This window comes from Amphritea atlantica (assembly GCA_024397875.1).
Lineage (GTDB): Bacteria > Pseudomonadota > Gammaproteobacteria > Pseudomonadales > Balneatricaceae > Amphritea > Amphritea atlantica_B.
This window is the reverse complement of the sequence record CP073344.1, coordinates 2234325-2252957: the sequence shown is the minus strand read 5'-3', so window position 1 is coordinate 2252957 and position 18633 is coordinate 2234325. Positions and strand designations below refer to the sequence as shown.

Annotated in this window: 20 protein-coding genes; 15 read left to right on the top strand and 5 right to left on the bottom strand. The window is 51.2% G+C overall.

Annotation, left to right across the window (positions count from 1 at the left end; translation table 11 throughout):
* Positions 1–2: 2 nt before the first annotated feature.
* From KDX31_10360 to KDX31_10345, 4 genes are all read right to left on the bottom strand, one after another.
* Positions 3–761: an ABC transporter ATP-binding protein gene (locus tag KDX31_10360; GenBank protein UTW01780.1), complete on the bottom strand. Its 759-nt coding sequence runs from the start codon at positions 759–761 to the stop codon at positions 3–5.
* Positions 761–1726: a branched-chain amino acid ABC transporter permease gene (locus tag KDX31_10355; GenBank protein ID UTW01779.1), complete on the bottom strand. Its 966-nt coding sequence runs from the start codon at positions 1724–1726 to the stop codon at positions 761–763. Before KDX31_10355 ends, KDX31_10360 begins: the two co-directional genes overlap by 1 nt.
* 11 nt (positions 1727–1737) lie before the next feature.
* Positions 1738–2601, bottom strand: a complete 864-nt coding sequence (locus tag KDX31_10350; protein ID UTW01778.1) for a branched-chain amino acid ABC transporter permease — start codon at positions 2599–2601, stop codon at positions 1738–1740.
* Between the two features lie 81 nt (positions 2602–2682).
* Positions 2683–3867, bottom strand: coding sequence for an ABC transporter substrate-binding protein (locus KDX31_10345; GenBank protein UTW01777.1), 1185 nt, complete (start codon positions 3865–3867; stop codon positions 2683–2685).
* A 354-nt stretch (positions 3868–4221) separates the two neighbouring features.
* Between KDX31_10345 and KDX31_10340 the strand changes: the two genes are divergently transcribed.
* From KDX31_10340 to KDX31_10270, 15 genes are all read left to right on the top strand, one after another.
* Complete coding sequence (locus KDX31_10340) at positions 4222–5133, top strand: acetaldehyde dehydrogenase (acetylating) (GenBank protein ID UTW01776.1); 912 nt, start codon at positions 4222–4224, stop codon at positions 5131–5133.
* Positions 5134–5148: 15 nt separating this feature from the next.
* A complete protein-coding gene (gene dmpG / locus KDX31_10335) occupies positions 5149–6192 on the top strand; it encodes a 4-hydroxy-2-oxovalerate aldolase (protein UTW01775.1) in 1044 nt (347 codons plus the stop codon).
* Positions 6192–6998: a 2-oxo-3-hexenedioate decarboxylase gene (dmpH, locus tag KDX31_10330; protein UTW01774.1), complete on the top strand. Its 807-nt coding sequence runs from the start codon at positions 6192–6194 to the stop codon at positions 6996–6998. Before dmpG ends, dmpH begins: the two co-directional genes overlap by 1 nt.
* Before the next feature lie 23 nt (positions 6999–7021).
* Positions 7022–7213, top strand: coding sequence for a 4-oxalocrotonate tautomerase (locus KDX31_10325; protein UTW01773.1), 192 nt, complete (start codon positions 7022–7024; stop codon positions 7211–7213).
* Between the two features lie 23 nt (positions 7214–7236).
* Complete coding sequence (locus KDX31_10320; GenBank protein UTW01772.1) at positions 7237–7548, top strand: 2Fe-2S iron-sulfur cluster binding domain-containing protein; 312 nt, start codon at positions 7237–7239, stop codon at positions 7546–7548.
* 18 nt (positions 7549–7566) lie between these two features.
* The gene (locus KDX31_10315; protein UTW01771.1) at positions 7567–8490 is read left to right on the top strand and encodes a catechol 2,3-dioxygenase; all 924 of its coding nucleotides are present in this window, start codon (positions 7567–7569) and stop codon (positions 8488–8490) included.
* A gap of 95 nt (positions 8491–8585) precedes the next feature.
* Positions 8586–10046 (top strand): 2-hydroxymuconic semialdehyde dehydrogenase, encoded by a 1461-nt coding sequence (locus tag KDX31_10310; GenBank protein ID UTW01770.1) that lies wholly within the window; start codon positions 8586–8588, stop codon positions 10044–10046.
* Between the two features lie 36 nt (positions 10047–10082).
* Positions 10083–10868 (top strand): 2-oxopent-4-enoate hydratase, encoded by a 786-nt coding sequence (dmpE, locus tag KDX31_10305; protein UTW05366.1) that lies wholly within the window; start codon positions 10083–10085, stop codon positions 10866–10868.
* Between the two features lie 745 nt (positions 10869–11613).
* On the top strand, positions 11614–12951 hold the full coding sequence (benA, locus tag KDX31_10300) for a benzoate 1,2-dioxygenase large subunit (GenBank protein ID UTW01769.1): 1338 nt from the start codon (positions 11614–11616) through the stop codon (positions 12949–12951).
* Between the two features lie 2 nt (positions 12952–12953).
* On the top strand, positions 12954–13445 hold the full coding sequence (gene benB / locus KDX31_10295) for a benzoate 1,2-dioxygenase small subunit (GenBank protein UTW01768.1): 492 nt from the start codon (positions 12954–12956) through the stop codon (positions 13443–13445).
* 45 nt (positions 13446–13490) lie between these two features.
* Complete coding sequence (locus KDX31_10290) at positions 13491–14492, top strand: ring-hydroxylating dioxygenase ferredoxin reductase family protein (protein UTW01767.1); 1002 nt, start codon at positions 13491–13493, stop codon at positions 14490–14492.
* A gap of 10 nt (positions 14493–14502) precedes the next feature.
* Positions 14503–15288 carry a 1,6-dihydroxycyclohexa-2,4-diene-1-carboxylate dehydrogenase gene (locus KDX31_10285; protein ID UTW01766.1) on the top strand — a complete coding sequence of 262 codons (786 nt, stop codon included), beginning with the start codon at positions 14503–14505 and terminating at the stop codon, positions 15286–15288.
* Between the two features lie 454 nt (positions 15289–15742).
* Positions 15743–16294, top strand: a complete 552-nt coding sequence (locus KDX31_10280) for a hypothetical protein (protein ID UTW01765.1) — start codon at positions 15743–15745, stop codon at positions 16292–16294.
* A gap of 35 nt (positions 16295–16329) precedes the next feature.
* Entirely contained in the window at positions 16330–16752 is a 423-nt protein-coding gene (locus KDX31_10275) for a hypothetical protein (protein UTW01764.1), read from the top strand.
* Positions 16753–16829: 77 nt separating this feature from the next.
* Entirely contained in the window at positions 16830–17579 is a 750-nt protein-coding gene (locus tag KDX31_10270) for a hypothetical protein (GenBank protein ID UTW01763.1), read from the top strand.
* Between the two features lie 213 nt (positions 17580–17792).
* Here the strand turns inward: KDX31_10270 and KDX31_10265 are convergent, their stop codons facing one another.
* Entirely contained in the window at positions 17793–18632 is an 840-nt protein-coding gene (locus tag KDX31_10265; GenBank protein UTW01762.1) for a protocatechuate 3,4-dioxygenase, read from the bottom strand.
* Position 18633: the final 1 nt, after the last annotated feature.

Genomic DNA, 18633 nt, shown 5'->3' with positions numbered 1-18633 from the left:
GATTAAAATACCTCGTCATCGTTGCCCAGATAAGCATCCTGAACCAACGGGTTGTTGCGGATATTATCAACCGTATCGGTTATTAAGTGCTGGCCATCGACCATCACCGTCATCAGATCTGATAGCTCGAAAACAGCATCCATATCGTGTTCTACGAGTACAATGCAGTAGCGCTTCTTCAACTTTTTTAACAGGCTGATGATCGTCTGTGATTCTTCGTGGCCCATCCCGGCCATTGGTTCATCCAGCAGCAGCACCTTAGGACTGGTGGCGAGTACCATGGCGATCTCCAGCTGGCGCTGTTCACCGTAGCTGACCTCTGCTGCGCGGATATCAGCCCGGGCGCTTAAGCCTGCCTGTTCAAGCGCTGACCGGGCTATCTCGGTAATCTGTCGGTTTTTACTGCGCTTTCTGAACAGGTTAAAGCTACCGCCGATGCGTTGCTGGGCAGCGATACAGCAGTTTTCCAGGCAGGTCGCGTTATGGAAAATATTTGTTTTCTGAAAGCTGCGGCCAATACCTGCACGGCAAAATTCATAACTTTTCAGGTTGGTGATCGGTTTGCCGTGATACAGGATAACGCCGCTGGTGGCCGGGTAGGCGCCACACAGGGTATTTAACAGCGTGCTTTTGCCTGCGCCATTGGGGCCGACAATGCTGTGCAGCTGGTTATCTTTAAACTGTATATTCAGCTCATTCAGGGCTTTCAGACCACCCCAGAATTTACACAGGTTTTCGGCCTCAAGAATTGTCTGACTCATTACCGTTTACCTCCGCTCAGATTGTTGAGAAACCCTGCCATACCGTGCTTGAGGGTCAGCACCAGCACAATAATCAGCGCTCCCATAAAGAACATCCAGTATTCGGTCAGGTGCTCAATGTAGTAGTGCAGACCTTCATACATGAAACTGCCGATAATGGCGCCATACACCGACCCCAGTCCTCCCAGCAACGTCATCACCAGGGCTGTTGCGGATATGTCCCAGGACATCATGCTGGGGTTAACGAAGCCAAACTGCAGGGCAAACAGATAGCCTGCATAGGCCGCCAGTGATGAGGACAGAACATAGGCAATCAGGCGGAAATGGAAAATGTTGTAACCCAGTGCTGTCGCCCGGTCTGGGTTCTCTTTCAGTGCATCGACCACCCGTCCGAATGAGGAATTCATAATGACTTTAAAGAACACGAAGCAGTTAAACAGTGAGAGCAGGCAGAGGTAGTAAAAGTGTGTCTCATTTTCCAGGTCGAGGAAACTCAGCCCGAAAATACTGGTTTCCGGTTTGATGTAGATAAACAGACCATCCTGTCCTCCGTATTCAACCGAGTCAGCAAAGAAGTAGAAGGTCATCTGAGCCAGCGCAAGGGTGATCATAATCATATAGATACCACTGGTACGCAGCACAATCAGACCTACGATCAGCGCGATACAGCCGCTGATCAGCATCACATAGAAAGTATAAACCCAGAAGTTCACCGCCTCATATTCAGGCGCCAGAATGGTAAAGATGTACCCACCCAGCCCGTAAAACATCGCGTGTCCTAAGGTGATCATGCCGGTACGTCCCACCAGATAATCCAGTGACATAACAAAAATCGCCAGGATGATGATGGTTGAGAATTTATTGATATAAAAGGTGTTCCCCTCGAGAAACAGAGGTATAAACAGCCCGATAGCGAAAAACAGATAGATAAAAATCTTTTCTGATTTGTTGGAAAAAATAGACATCGTTTTCACCCTCAGTTTTTAAACAAGCCCTGAGGCTTAGCTAAAAGGATCAGTGCCATAAGCAGATAGATCGACATACTGGAAACCTGAGGCAGCAGCACAGAGGCATAGGTATCGACGATGCCGACAATCAGCGCCGCGATAAAGGCACCTTTAATTGAACCCAGACCGCCAATCACAACCACCACAAAGCACGAAATAAGCACGTGTTCACCCATACCCGGTACCAGGCTGACGATAGGCGCTGAAACAATGCCCGCAAGTGAGGCGAGGAATACACCAATGGCAAACACAATGGTGAATAGCTTGCTGATATCGACCCCGAGGTTTTCGACCATGGCGCGATCCGATTCACCCGCGCGGATCATCATGCCCAGCCTGGTCTTGTTGATGGTGAAGTACATGGTTGCTGCTACCACCAGACAGAGCAGCGATATAAACAGGCGATAGACTGGATACTCGATGATATCCGTCAGCCCGATTGAGCCTGACAGAATTGCTGGCACTTCAACGCCGAGAGGATCATTGCCCCAGACAAAACTCTGGGTGGCATTAAATATAAAGATCAGACCCACCGTGAGCAGTACCTGATCCAGGTGATCCCGCTTATAGAGATGAATGATCAGGCACCTTTCTATGATGATGCCAATCACCAGTGCAATGGCGCCGCTGATAATGAAGGCCAGCAGAAAGCTGTCGGTCAGGGTCGTGAAATAGTAGGCAAGGTATGCCCCAATCATGTACATGGAACCATGCGCCAGATTGAGAATGCCCATTACACCAAACACCAGTGTGAGTCCCGAAGCTATCAGAAACAGTAATAGCCCGTACTGTACTCCGTTGAGGAGTTGTACCAGGAAAAGAGAAGTATCCATAATACCTGCCTAAAGAAGAATCTTAAAAAGTCTCATGAAGGGCCTCCGCGAAGGCCCTTGATTGAGCTCCTGATCAGAGCGTTACAGCTTGCAGCCGCGGGCAGGGTCTTCCAGACCTGCATATGAGGTTTTCACCACAGTGTTCTGGCCATCAACAACCTTACGCAGGTAGATGGTCTGGATCGGGTTATGTGCTTTTGAAAAGTGGAATGCACCGCGGGGGCTGTCTATTTCCAGTTTGCCCATCTGTTGAATCAGGGCGGCTTTATCGGCGGTGTTGCCGTTCGTTGCGGTAACCGCATCAACGATCAGCTGACCGGCGTCATATCCCTGTACTGCGAACAGGTCGGCGGGCTTACCGTAAAGGGTTTCATAGTCCTGACGGAAACTTTTGTTTTTAGGAATATCCAGGGCATCGGCGTAGTGCAGGGTGGTCATCACCCCTTCAGCCGCCGGACCCTGTGCTGTGGTTGTACCTTCGGTCAGGAAGCCTGAGCCCAGTAGCGGGATCTTGCCTTTCAGTCCCATCGCATCGTAGTCCTTGACAAATTTTACGGCACCACCGCCCGCGAAGAAGACAAAAACCGCATCAGGTTTGATTGACGCGATCTCGGTCAGATAGGACTGAAATTCTGTTTTCGGGAATGGCACCAGCATCTCTTTAATCACTTCACCGCCGGCCTTCGAAAAGGATTCATTGAATGCCTCCAGAGACTCTTTGCCGAAACCGTAGTTCCAGCTCATGGTAACGATCTTCTTATAACCCATGTCATAGGCTTCTTTACCCATAGGAAACGCGGTCTGCCATGAGGAGAAAGAGGTACGGAATACGTTTGGCTGACAGAATGCTCCGGTAGCGGCGTTAGCACCCGCATTCGGAATGATCATGATGGAGTCTTTACCTTTGATGGTTTTGATCATCCCCATCGCGACTCCGGAGTGTACCGGGCCGATGACGAAATCAGCTTTCTGGTTATCGACCAGAGAGGAGGTGATTTCGGGTGCCCGGGCCGGTTTGGCTTCGGTGTCCATTTCGATAAATTCAACCGCTCGTCCTGCGATTGTATTGCCTTTCTCTTTCAGCGCCTGCTTCAGACCATTACGGGTTGATTCACCCAGACCGGCATAGACGCCACTGAATGGCAGCATAACACCCACTTTAATCGGATCACTGTCTGCAGCCATTGAGCCTGAGCTCATAGCGATCATGCAGGCGGCAATAGTGGCTGGCAGAACTGACTGGCATATCTTCTTTTTATTGTTCATCACTAATTTCTCAAAGTTAGAGGATTAAGTCGACTCAGCCTATGTCTGAAAGGGCCTTTCCAATAGCCACTGATTGCAAGCTTTGTCCATCTAGCGCATTGCATTCTGTTCGCTGCAGAAAATGGATACAGAGTTTCGCTGAGCGGATTTTTTTCCCCGGTGGCTGCGGAGATAGTAGAGACGTTAGAGACGCTCCTGGCTGATTTTTTGAACGTTATGAACCAATTGGTCTGGTCAGATAAGGGCGCAATATTAAAGATCGTCACCAACTGGTGAAGGCTGTAATCGTATGCTGTAACGGCTTGTCGCACTGCATGTATTAGCCAGGCGTCGGGTATTTTGGGATAGGGTGATATGAATAAAAAACTAAAAGCAGTGATTATCGGGCCGGGCAATATCGGCACCGATTTGCTGATGAAGATGCAACGTTCCGAATGGATTGAGCCGGTATGGATGGTGGGTATCGATCCCGAATCTGATGGCCTCAAACGCGCCCGGGAGATGGGCATTAAAACTACCTCTGACGGTGTCGATGGTCTGCTGCCGCACGTGATCGAAGACGATATCCGTATCGCCTTCGATGCCACTTCTGCCTATGTGCATGCCGAGAACAGCCGCAAGCTGAATGAGCTGGGGGTGATCATGATCGATCTGACTCCGGCGGCGATCGGTCCCTTCTGTGTACCGCCGGTGAATCTGCGGGCCCATGCGCAGAACCTGGAGATGAACGTCAATATGGTCACCTGCGGTGGTCAGGCGACGATCCCGATGGTGGCAGCCGTGTCTCAGGTTCAGCCAGTAGAGTATGGCGAGATTATCGCCACGGTGTCCTCAAAATCTGCCGGTCCCGGCACCCGTAAAAACATCGATGAGTTTACCCGCACCACCGCCGGTGCCGTGGAAAAGGTCGGCGGCGCTAAAAAAGGTAAGGCGATTATCATTATCAACCCGGCTGAGCCACCGTTGATGATGCGTGACACCGTGCACTGTCTCACCGAAGGCGAGCCGGATCAGGCGGCGATTACCGCCTCCGTTCACGCGATGGTCAAAGAGGTGCAGAAATATGTGCCCGGCTACCACCTGGTAAACGGCCCGGTATTTGATGGCAACCGGGTCTCCATGTTTATGGAGGTGGAAGGTCTGGGGGATTACCTGCCGAAGTATGCCGGCAACCTGGACATCATGACCGCAGCCGGACTGCGCACCGCCGAGATGTTTGCCGAAGAAGCAACCAACGGCAACATTACCCTGCCGGCACGCGGCTAAGTGGAGGAGAAAGCAATGAATCTGAAAGGTAAAAAAGTAGTCCTCCACGACATGAGTCTGCGGGACGGTATGCACGCCAAGCGTCACCAGATCTCCCTGGAACAGATGGTCAACGTCGCCACTGCACTGGATGAGGCCGGTATGCCGCTGATCGAGGTCACCCACGGTGATGGTCTGGGGGGCACCTCGGTGAACTACGGCTTCCCCGCCCACAGCGATGAGGAGTATCTCGGCGCGGTGATTCCGAAACTGAAAAACGCCAAAGTCTCCGCGCTGCTGTTGCCCGGGATCGGCACGGTCGATCACCTGCGCATGGCGAAAGACTTAGGGGTCAACACCATTCGGGTTGCGTCGCACTGCACCGAAGCCGATGTCACCGAGCAGCATATCGGTCTGGCGGCCAAATTAGAGATGGATACCGTGGGCTTTCTGATGATGGCGCATATGGCCAGCCCGGAAAAGATTCTGGAACAGGCGAAACTGATGGTCTCTTACGGAGCCAACTGCATCTACTGCACCGACTCGGCCGGTTACATGCTGCCGGATGAGGTGACTGAAAAGATCGGTCTGTTGCGGGCCGAGCTGGACCCGTCTATCGAGATCGGTTTCCACGGCCATCACAACATGGGGATGGCGGTGGCCAACTCCCTGGCGGCGATCGATGCCGGTGCCGGCCGCATCGATGGTTCGGTAGCGGGCTTAGGCGCCGGTGCCGGCAACACGCCACTGGAAGTGCTGGTGGCCACCCTGGTACGGATGGAAGCGGACCACGGTATCGATCTGTACAAGATCATGGATGTCGCGGAAGACTTAGTGGTACCGATGATGGATCAGCCGATCCGGGTCGATCGCGATGCCCTGACTCTGGGCTTTGCCGGGGTGTACTCCTCGTTCCTGCTGTTTGCCAAACGGGCGGAAGCTAAGTACGGCATTCAGGCACGTGACCTGCTGGTAGAACTGGGCCGTCGCGGCACCGTCGGCGGACAGGAAGATATGATTGAAGACCTGGCATTGACTATGTTTAAAGAAAAGCAGGCGAAAGAGAAGGGGTTAATCTGATGGCTGAGAATCAAACAAATACACTCACGGCGTCACAGATCGAAGAGCTGGCGATCCATCTGGAAAATGCTGAGCTGGAAGCTTACGAAGTCACCAAGATTACCGATGACTTTCCAGAGATGACCTACAAGGATGCTTTCGATATCCAGTGGGAGATCCGTCGTCGCAAAGAGGCGCGGGGCAATAAGATTGTCGGCATGAAGATGGGCCTGACCTCCTGGGCGAAGATGGCGCAGATGGGGGTTGAACATCCCTGTTACGGTTTCCTGGCGGACTACTTCTCCGTGCCGGACGGCGGTGAGATCAGGCATGATGAGCTGATCCATCCGAAGATCGAAGCGGAACTGGCATTTGTCACTAAAGCACCGCTGAAAGGGCCGGGCATCCATATTGGTGATGTCTTGCGGGCCACCGACTTTGTTATGCCTGCTGTTGAAGTGATCGACTCCCGCTATAAAGATTTTAAGTTCGATCTGAAGTCAGTGATCGCGGATAACTCCTCATCCAGTCGTTTTATCACCGGTGGCCGTATGGCACCTCCGGCAGACCTTGATCTGAAGACGCTGGGGGTAGTGATGGAGATCAATGGCGAAGTGGTACAGACCGGCGCGGGCGCGGCGGTGCTGGGTCATCCGGCGTCTTCTGTGGCGATGCTGGCGAATATGCTGGGCGAACGTGGCGAAGAGATTCCGGCGGGCACCTTCATCATGATCGGCGCGATCACCGCGGCGGTACAGGTTAATAAAGGCGACAGCTTCAGCGTACGCTATCAGGACCTGGGCACCATCAGCGGCAAATTCATCTAGATGCTCAGTAGTAGGGAAAAATTATGCCGATTATTCATGTGAACATAATTGAAGGAAGAACGGATCAGCAGAAAGAGCTGCTGATTCATGAAATTACAGAGGCGGTTAATCGCGCCCTTGATGCACCCCGGGAATCCGTGAGGGTCCTGATCAGTGATGTCCCTGCGCAACATTGGGGAATAGGTGGCCAGTCGGCAAAAACGCTGGGCCGGTAAGCGGTTATTAAAGGTTGCTGTTTATGCCCACCATTACTGTCGAAAACGCCACGCCGTGTCGGGTATTTGAGATAACACCTGGCGAAAGCCTGCTGATCGGTTCTGAAAAATGTTTGAGCCGGGCGATACCTGTGGGTTGTCGGGGCGGTGGTTGCGGCGTGTGCAAAGTGCGGATTGTAGCGGGTAGCTATCACAGTAAGTGTATGAGCAAAGCGCATATCTGCGAAAGTCAGGCCGAAGCAGGATATGCACTGGCTTGTCGGGTTTACCCTCTGTCGGATATGCGGATAGAGGTTGTCAATCAGTCACAGGCTGAAAAGGCCTGCTTAAAATAACAATAGAGGATTACCAAAATGAAAAAGGGTGTAATGCGTCCCGGTCATGTGCAGCTCCGGGTTCTGGATATTGAAGAAGCCGTTACCCATTATCGGGACCTGCTAGGCCTGATCGAAGTTGAACGGGATAGTCAGGGACGTGCCTACCTGAAAGGCTGGACCGAAGTGGATAAGTTCTCTGTGGTGCTGCGTCAGGCGGATGAGCCGGGTATGGACTTTATGGCCTTTAAAGTGCTCAACAACACAGTGCTGGAGCAGCTGGAGAGCGATCTTAAGGCCTATGGCTGCGAAGTCGAGCATATTGCTGCGGGAGAACTGAGTGGCTGTGGTCGCCGGATCCGTTTTGAAGCGCCGACAGGCCATCGTTTTGAACTCTATGCGGAGAAGGAACAGACCGGTAAGTGGGGCGTATCTAACGTCAACCCGGAAGCCTGGCCGATGGATCTGAAAGGGATGAAAGCCACCCGGTTTGATCACTGTCTGCTGTACGGGCCGAATGTTGAAGCCACCTATGAACTATTCCGCGACGTGCTGGGCTTTGATCTGGCCGAGCAGGTGGTCGATCCGGAAGGCAATCGTGTCGCCGCGTTTCTGACGGCCAGCATGAAAGCTCACGATGTGGCGTTTATCGACTGTCCGGAGCCGGGTAAATTCCACCATGCATCGTTCTTTCTGGAAACCTGGGAATCGGTACTGCGTGCTGCGGATCTGATCTCCATGACCAATACCTCTATCGATATCGGTCCCACCCGTCACGGCCTGACCCATGGTCAGACGATCTACTTCTTTGATCCGTCGGGTAACCGTAATGAAGTATTCTGTGGCGGTGATTATCATTATCCCGATCATGAACCGGTGACCTGGAAAGCAGAGGATCTGGGCAAGGCGATTTTCTACCATGACCGTGTTCTGAATGAGCGCTTTCTGAGCGTTCTGACTTGAGTGTTCTGACCTGATTGGTTCGGATCGCTCTGTCGCCCGGGGCTGAATGCCGGGCGGCAACATCTGCTAATTTGCTATTCCCCTGAGGTTTCAGAATGAAACAGTTTCAAAACTTTATTAATGGTGAGTTTGTCACTACGGCCAGCGGTAAAACCTTCGAAAACCGTAACCCGGTCGATAACAGCCTGCTGGGTCTGGTCCATGAAGCGGGTCAGCCCGAGGTGGATGCCGCGGTGAAAGCCGCTAAAGCGGCGATGAAAGGTCCCTGGGGCAAGATGACTCAGGCACAACGGATTCAGTTGCTGGATAAAGTGGCTAATCGCATTAATGAGCGCTTCGATGAGTTTCTTGACGCCGAGTGTAAAGACACCGGTAAGCCGCACAAAATTGCCTCCCATATCGATATTCCAAGAGGCGCGGCCAACTTTAAGGCATTCTCTGAGACTCTGGCGAACCATCCGACAGAAGCCTTTAAGCTGGATACCCCGGATGGCCGTGGTGCACTCAACTATGGTCACCGTACTCCCAAAGGGGTGATCGCGGTGATCAGTCCCTGGAACCTGCCGTTGCTGCTGATGACCTGGAAAGTCGGGCCGGCATTGGCCTGCGGTAACACCGTGGTGGTCAAGCCTTCAGAGGAAACCCCGGCCACTGCCACCCTGCTGGGTGAGGTGATGAACGAGTGTGGCGTACCTAAAGGTGTCTATAACGTGGTACACGGTTTTGGCCCCGATTCTGCCGGTGCCTATCTGACCGAGCATCCTGATGTGAATGCGATCACCTTCACCGGCGAAACCCGCACCGGTGAGATCATTATGCGCGCCGCTTCGGTGGGCCTGCGCAATATCTCGCTGGAGTGTGGTGGTAAGAACCCCGGTATCGTGTTTGCTGACTGCGACATGGATAAAGCGATCGAGGGCACCATGCGTTCAGCGTTTGTGAACTGCGGACAGGTCTGTCTGGGAACCGAGCGGGTCTATGTCGAACGTCCTGTTTTCGACGAGTTTGTTCAGCGCCTGAAGGAGGGGGTTGAGAAACTCAGGCTGGGGGTGCCGGAAGATCCGGAAGTGGACTTTGGCCCGCTGGTGAGTCAGGAGCATAAAGAGAAGGTGTTGTCCTACTACCGTCTGGCGGTCGAAGAGGGGGCTACCGTGGTCACCGGTGGCGGCGTGCCCGAGATGGGCGAAGCGCTGAATGCCGGCGCCTGGGTCGAACCGACCATCTGGACCGGCCTGGCCGATGATGCCCGTGTCGTGCGGGAAGAGGTCTTTGGGCCCTGCTGTCATATCCGTCCGTTTGATACCGAAGACGAGGTGATCGAACTGGCGAACGATACCAAATATGGTCTGTCGGCGGCGATCTGGACAGAAAACTCTGCCCGGGCGTCGCGGGTTGCCGAAGCGATGGATGTCGGTATCGCCTGGGTCAACAGCTGGTTCCTGCGGGATCTGCGGACCGCCTTCGGTGGCGCGAAAGAGTCCGGTATCGGCCGCGAAGGCGGGGTACATGGACTGGAGTTTTATACCGAACTGAAAAATGTCTGCATCAAGCTTTAATTGCTGAATCACTGACGAATAGATATTGAGAAGATGATGAATACAGAACAGATAAAGTTACTCGGTGATGAGCTCTACCAGGCACTGTGTCAGCGGCAGCAGGTACAGCCGCTGACCTCACGTTTCGGGGATATTACCATCGAAGATTCCTACCATATCTCCTTGCAGTTGTTGCAACACCGCCTCGATGCGGGTGAACGGATTATCGGTAAAAAGATCGGCCTGACGTCTAATGCGGTTCAGAACATGCTTAAAGTTGATCAGCCGGATTTTGGCTATCTGACCGATAAAATGGCCTTCAGTCAGGGGCAGGAGATGCCGATCTCCCAACAGCTGATCCAGCCAAAAGCGGAAGGTGAGATCGCCTTCATTCTGAAGAAAGACTTGCTGGGACCAGGGATTACCGCTGCCGATGTGCTGGCGGCAACTGACTGCGTGATTCCCTGTTTTGAGGTGGTGGATTCGCGCATCGATAACTGGCAGATCAAAATTCAGGATACCGTGGCAGATAATGCCTCCTGTGGGTTGTTTGTGCTGGGTGACCAGGCAGTGGATCCGCGCAAAGTCGATCTGGCAACCTGTGGCATGGTGGTTGAAAAAAATGGCCAGTTACTGAGTACCGGCGCCGGTGCCGCAGCATTGGGTAGCCCGGTGAACTGTGTTGTCTGGCTGGCCAATAAGCTGGGCGAGTTTGGTATCCCGCTTAAAGCCGGTGAAGTGATTCTGTCGGGCTCTCTGGTGCCACTGGAGCCGGTTCAGGCCGGCGATTTTATGAGTGTTTCCATTGGCGGAATCGGGTCGGCCTCCGTGCTGTTTACCTGATCCTGTACTTTTGTTTCTTTGCTCCCTTTCGCAATGTGTTTGGCCTCCTTTTGGAGGCCTTTTTTTGGTTTATCGCATGTTATGGGAGATAAAGAAAACCCGCTGTCTTGAGTCTGGATGTTTGATGCTAGAAAGGTTTTTACCACAGAGCGCACAGAGAACACGGAGAAGTGCTGTTTAGCGGTTTCTCTGTGCGCTCTGTGTCCTCTGTGGTGAGTTTGCTTTAGATGATGTCTCGGTCTTTTATCACGACAGAAGCCGCTCCAAAACCCGCTGGCTTGAGTCTGGATGCTTAACGCTATAAAGGTTTTATCACAGAGAACACGGAGAAGTGCTGTTTAGCGGTTTCTCTGAGCTCTCAGTGTCCTCTGTGGTGAGTTTGCTTTAGATGATGTCTCGGTCTTTTATCACGACAGAAGCCGCTCCAAAACCCGCTGGCTTGAGTCTGGATGCTTAACGCTATCAAGGTTTTATCACAGAGAGCACGGAGAAGTTCTGTTTAGCGGTTTCTCTGTGCGCTCAGTGTCCTCTGTGGTGAGTCTGTTTAAGATTATGAGACCGCCATTTATCGCGGCAGACTGCCGTTCTATTAGTCTCTACCCCGATAGTCCTTTCTTTGTCCGCAAAGACGCATTATCCGGTTTCTGCACTGCAGGTGCATAAATAGGATACAGGTCGGCATAAAGCGGATATTGAGTCACCCCTCTGTTGAGTATCTTTGAATAAAACAATAGAGGTGGCCCGAATGAACACAGCACTGTTTAATAAAATTGATTCGATGATGGAAGAGAATCCTGAGAAGGGTATCTATCGCTGCAAGCGGGATATGTTTACCGATCCGGAACTGTTCGAACTCGAAATGAAGCATATCTTCGAAGGCAACTGGATCTATCTTGCCCACGAGAGCCAGATTCCCAATAAAAATGACTTCTTCACCTATACCATGGGTCGCCAGCCGATCTTCATCACCCGCAATAAAGACAACGAGCTGCAAGCCTTTATCAACGCCTGCAGTCACCGTGGCGCGATGCTGTGCCGGACGAAAAAGGGTAATCGCGCGGCACACACCTGTCCGTTCCATGGTTGGGTATTCAATAATGATGGCAAGCTGCTGAAAGTTAAAGACCCTGATGATGCGGGCTATCCGGAATCCTTCAACTGCAAGGGTTCGCACAACCTTAAAGCGGTGCCGCGTTTTGCCAACTATAAAGGCTTCCTGTTCGGCAGTCTGAATCCCGATGTTGTTTCCCTGGAGGAGTATCTGGGAGAGGCGGCCAAAATTATCGATATGATCGTAGATCAGTCACCGGAAGGCCTGGAAGTGCTGCGTGGCAGCTCGACCTACGTGTATGACGGCAACTGGAAAGTGCAGGCAGAGAACGGCGCTGATGGTTATCACGTCAGCGCGGTACACTGGAATTATGTGGCAACCACCGGCCGTCGGGATAAAGAAACCGATAAAACCAAAGCGATGGATGCCAGCACCTGGGCGAAACAGAAAGGTGGTTTCTACGCCTTTGATCACGGCCATATCTGTCTGTGGATGGAGTGGCCAAACCCTAAAGACCGTCCAATTTACCAGCGCCGCGATGAGCTGATTGCCAATAATGGAGAGGCGAAAGCGGACTGGATGATCGGTAATCTGCGTAACCTGTGTCTCTATCCGAACGTGTTCCTGATGGATCAGTTCAGCTCGCAGATCCGCCAGTTCCGCCCTATCGATGTGAATAAAACCGAAGTCACTATCTACTGCATCGCGCCTAAGGGCGAAAGTGCCGAGGCCCGTGCTCAGCGTATCCGCCAGTATGAAGATTTCTTCAATGCCAGCGGTATGGCAACCCCCGATGATCTGGAAGAGTTCCGTTCATGCCAGAAAGGTTTTATGGCCACCAATCTTGAGTGGAATGATATGTGTCGTGGTTCTGAACACTGGATTCAGGGGCCGGATGACGAGGCTAAAAAACTGGGCATGAACCCGATTATGAGTGGCGCTAAAACAGAAGATGAGGGTTTGTATACCGTTCAGCACCGTTACTGGGTTGATGTGATGAAGCAGGCTGCGACTGAACAGGAGGAAAAATAATCATGTCTATTTCAATTGAGCAGGTAAATAAATTTCTCTTTGAAGAAGCCCGTTATCTTGATGATAAAGAGTGGGATAGCTGGCTGGAGATGTATGCAGAAGATGCAACCTACTGGGTGCCCTCCTGGGATGACACTGGTGAGCTGACGGAAGACCCGCAGACTGAAATTTCGCTGATGTATTATGCCTCGCGCAGTGGTCTTGAAGACCGGGTATTCCGGATTAACACCGATAAATCAAGCGCGACCAGTTTGCCCCAGCCGCGGACTTCTCACAATCTGAGCAATATAGAGATTGTCGAAGCGTCTGATGAACAGTGCAAAGTTCGCTTTAACTGGGTCAACTATGCCTATCGCTATGAGCATGTGTACACCTACTTCGGTACCAGTTTCTATACCCTGGATACGTCCACTGATCGTCCGAAGATCAAAGATAAAAAAGTCGTCCTGAAAAACGACTATATCCATCATGTGGTCGATATCTATCATCTTTAATAATAACAATAAGGTCCCCCGGGATACCGGGGGCCGGGATCGATTATGTCTTATAAAATTGCATTAAACTTTGAAGACGGTGTGACTCGTTTTATCGAGTGCAACGAGGGTGAACTGGTGGCTGATGCGGCATATCGTCAGCGTGTCAATATTCCACTGGATTGCCGCGACGGTGCCTGTGGTACCTGTATGTGTCATGCCGAATCAGGCAAGTACATACTGGAAGATTACATCGAGGATGCGCTGTCTGACGAAGAGGCAGAGCAGGGACAGGTGCTTACCTGTCGCATGGTGCCAACCTCCGACTGTGTCGTGTCAGTGCCGGTATCTTCAAAGGTCTGTAAGACGGTGACCGAAACTTATACGGTTGAACTGTCCGCCATTAATCGTTATTCAGATACCGCTATCGGATTCTCTGTCAAAGGTGACAAGCTGGCGAATCTGCATTTTCTTCCGGGTCAGTATGTCAATATCAAAGTGCCGGGCAGTGATGAAACCCGGGCATACTCTTTCAGTTCTCTGGTCAGCGATGACAATGAAGTGTCTTTCCTGATTCGGGTGATTCCCGATGGCCGGATGAGCAGCTATATGCGGGATACTGCTCAGGTCGGTGAATCACTGGAGATCTCCGGACCGTTTGGCAGTTTCTATCTGCGGGATATGAACCGTCGGGCCCTGTTTCTTGCCGGCGGTACCGGTCTGGCACCGTTCACCGCGATGCTGGAGAAGATGGAGCGGGACGGCCTTGAACACCCGGTACACCTTATCTACGGCGTAACCAACGATATCGATCTGGTCGAGGTCGACCGGCTGGAGCGTCTGGCGGCTTCACTGCCACTGTTCAGCTTCGCCACCTGTGTTGCCAGCCCGGAAAGTTCTCATCCAACCAAAGGCTATGTCACTCACTATATTGAAGCCGAACACCTCTGTGATGGTGATGTTGATACCTATCTCTGCGGTCCGCCGCCGATGGTTGATGCGGTTAACCACTATTTTTCAGAAAAAGGCATAACGCCCGCCAGCTTCCATTACGAAAAATTTGCCTGAGGTTGCGTTTATGTCTACACGTCGTTTTGAGGAAAAGGTTGTGCTGGTCACAGGGGCTGCTCAGGGCATTGGTCGGGAAGTGGCACTCAGAGCTGCGGCTGAAGGTGCGCTGCTGGTGCTGGTTGATTTCTCGCCCCTGGTGGAGGAGGTGGCCGGTGAGATCACCGGGCAGGGCTTTGCTGCGCCACTGGTGGTGCTGGCCAACCTCGAGCAGTATGCAGAGTGCTGCAAGGTCATGGATGCTGCCGTAGCTAAATATGGGCGTATCGATAGCCTGATCAACAATGTCGGGGGCACTATCTGGGTTAAACCCTATGAACATTATGAAGAGGAACAGGTGGAAGCGGAGATACGTCGCTCACTGTTTCCGACACTCTGGTGTTGTCACGCAGTGCTGCCCTTTATGCAACAGCAAAACTCGGGTGCTATTGTTAATGTCTCATCCATCGCTACAAAAGGACTCAACCGGGTTCCCTATGCCGCAGCAAAGGGTGGGGTTAACGCCCTGACTGCCTGTCTGGCCTGGGAAAATGGCAACCGGGGCATTCGCGTTAATGCAGTGGCACCGGGTGGCACCGATGTGGGCGAACGAAAAATTCCGCGCAACACGCAGCCGATGAGCGCAGATGAAAAGATGTGGTATCAACAGATCGTAGATCAGACCATCGATTCTACGGTGATGGGACGTTACAGTCAGCCCAGTGAACAGGCTAGCGCGATCCTGTTTCTTGCCTCCGATGAGGCCTCTTATATCACCGGAACTATCCTGCCTGTGGGTGGGGGCGATCAGGGGTGATTTGAATTGCACTTAAAAGGCAGCCAGTTGGCTGCCTTTTTTTATGCAGAAAATAACGTGGCTCGAACGATGCTTCGCATCTTGCTCGTTGCTCGACGGAAACTTCGTTTCCTTGCTCGAAAAAGCGTTTGTAGTAATCTACGTGGTGAGTGGTTATAGTTAAATCCGGTGGGTAACTGGAGTACCCGTATCGTAGTCTGTGATTTTGATGGGTCTGTGTAGCTTGGTCAGGCACTTAAGACAGTTCAGGCGGATATTCAGGATGAATACCATTATCCTTTTTTCCTTTCTGGCAGTCCTTACCTTTGCATATTGAGTCACATATTCCTGATACTTACGGCTTCTGCGATACATCTTTTACCCGTCCCTAGATATAAATGTACCTTACAAGGTAGCAGAGCTTGCAAGCTTTCCAGCCTTACAAGGGCAGACTATTAAATTGTTGGGTGACAAGATGAGCAGTGCTGACAAACTCGCTGAAGCCAGCTTTTTTCTGGAGCTGTTGGATGCTCTAGAAAATAGAAAGCGCCCGCTTACTAGCGGTGCAACGCCAGCGATGGAAGTCTCCTACTTGCTCGGTGCTGTCCTCAACTCTCTTTATTCAGCTCTTGAGCAGGCAAAGCCAGTTGCGGGAGTTGAGGCAGTCAAGGCATACAAGGCCACCCACTCGGCGCTACTAGGTGGCCAGGGAGTTCGCAACATCACCATTCACGAGAAGCATGTCGGCATTGATCATTCTGACTACATTCCGCCACCGGGTAACGCGGTTAACTTCGACTTCCGCAAAACGCCACGTTTAATCCAAGAAGAGCGAGCTGCTTCAAAGGGTGTCGTATTGCATATGGGCGCCAACCACTATATCGAGCATGAGGGCAAGCTTACCGATGTCACTGAGCTTTGCTTTCGCCAGTTTTATGAGCTGCGTGCATTCCTTAGCTCTCGCGGCATTGTCACCCAACAAGACGTTCAAGCGGACAGCCCCGCCTCCGGCGGGCCTGCTGCTTAGCTTCGGCGTTTTATGTTTTCAAGGAGTAATTAGATATGCCTGATATTGGCGCAATTTCAGCAGGAATAAGTTCAATAAAAGTTGCAATAGATATTGCGAAAGAACTTAAAGGAGCAACATCAGCGATAAAAGATGCTGAGGTTAAGCTTAAAATAGCTGAGCTTCTTGAGGCTATGGCAGAAGTGAAAATTCAGCTTGTAGAAGCTCAAGATGAAAACCTTGAGTTGAAGCAAACCATCAAAGAGCTCAAGTCGGCACTTTCCAAGCAAGATGAAGTAGTTTTTCGAGATGGTTACTATTATTTATCTGAGCCTCAAGATGGAAAGCCAGACGGACCGTTTTGCTCAAATTGTTTCACAACTAAAAATTTGGTATCTCTTCTTACAGAGGTTACAGGCACCTTCCGTAGCTTTGGGAGATATAAGTGTCCTAGCTGTGAGCAGCGGTTTGGTAAATAAACATAACAAAACAGGCAATCGGACTCGCTAACGCTTGCTCGTTGCTGTTGGCGTTACATCCTTGCCTAGGAAGCCTCATGATTAAAGCACCTAAAAGACCGGAAAAAGATAAGGTAATTTGGCGCTACATGAGTTTAGAAAAGTACTTGGACTTTCTACTCACTAAGTCAATAAAATTTACTCAAGTGAGTATCGCTGCCGATCAGCTTGAAATATCGTTAATGCTCAATCGCCTCGAGAAAAATGGAAGTCTTGTTGGAAAGGAGCGCATTTTAAACGGAACGAATTTGCACATCGACCGGATGAAAAAATCTCACTATATCAGTTGTTGGGCTGGCAAAGAGCACGAGTGTCGTTCCCTATGGTTTTCTTATTTAGGCGGATCGCACCTGGGAGTTGCTGTCAAAACAACGGTTAGGCAGTTTTTGGAAAGCGTGAACTGGGATGTCTACGGATATGATTATAGGGAAGTAGTTTATCGAGATGATTTTGAAGACCCTGAAGAATTGCAGATTAATACTACTTTGCTAAATGCTAAGGCTCGTGCTTATTCTTCAGAAGACGAAATTCGCTTTTGCGTAAGTGAAGACCTCATTAAACTCCCAGAGGGGGAATTTTCCTCAGAAAACCCTCCCGTGACAATTGATCCGGAAACCTTGCCGAAGGTGATTCCTTTAGAATTAAACCTGGAATCCTTGGTCAACGAGCTTTGGATATCGCCTTACTGTGAGGATTGGCAAATTGATACTATCGGCGAAATCACATGTAAATTAGCTCCAGAACTGAGAGAAAGGATGAAAAGATCAGATTTAAACGAATGGATATAACAAGTGACTGTGGTGTTCTGTCAATAATATCTGTTTGTTTTGAAAACTAGATCTTCTAGCTCATTACATCCTCTGTGAGAATGCCTGTTATCTATCTCAAGCTAAGTGACCTTCGGCATCGTTGAAAGTCACAAATGCCACGGTAAAGTGCTCAGGCCATAACGACTATGGCCTGAGAACAACACGAAAGTGACGTGTTAACCGTGAGACCGGTTATTCTGGCTTTAATACCAGATGGCCCACTGCGGTGTTGGAACCCGGTACATGATAGTGACGGTGTAGCGGTTTAACATGGTCACCTAATGCGCCGCGCATAATCAGCCACATCACCAGTTCAATGCCTTCAGAGCCTGCTTCACGCAGATATTCGATGTGGGGCATCTCTCTTAAGCGTTGTGGGTTAGCAGTCAGATCATCCAGGTAGGCGTTATCGAACTCTTTGTTAATGAGTCCTGCCCGTGGGCCCTGTAGTTGATGGCTCATACCACCGGTTCCCCAGATCTGTACATTGAGGTCTTCAGGGAAACTTTCCACTGCGCGGGCAATCGCTTCACCCAGCATCCAGCAACGGTTGCCTGTGGGTGGTGGATATTGCACAACATTGACGGCAATCGGCACTACTTTAACCGGCCAGGCGTCAGGCTGACCAAACATCAGCGACATGGGCACGGTCAGACCATGGTCAACATCCATTTTGTTAATAATGGTCAGATCAAATTCATCCAGGATGCAGGACTGGGCAATGTGCCAGGCCAGATCCGGCTCGCCAACCACGGGTGGTACGGGTCTTGGGCCCCAGCCCTCATCTGCTGACTGATACTCTTCAGCACAACCAATCGCAAAGGTTGGGATAATATCCATCGAGAAGGCGGACGCATGATCGTTATAGACCAGAATAACGACATCGGGCTTCTCGTCTTTGATCCACTGTTTGGTCCACTCATAGCCTTCAAAAACAGGCTTCCAATAAGCCTCTTCGGTCTTGCCATTATCAATCGCTGCACCAATGGCGGGTACATGGCTACTGGCGATGGCTGCTGTAATTCGTGCCATG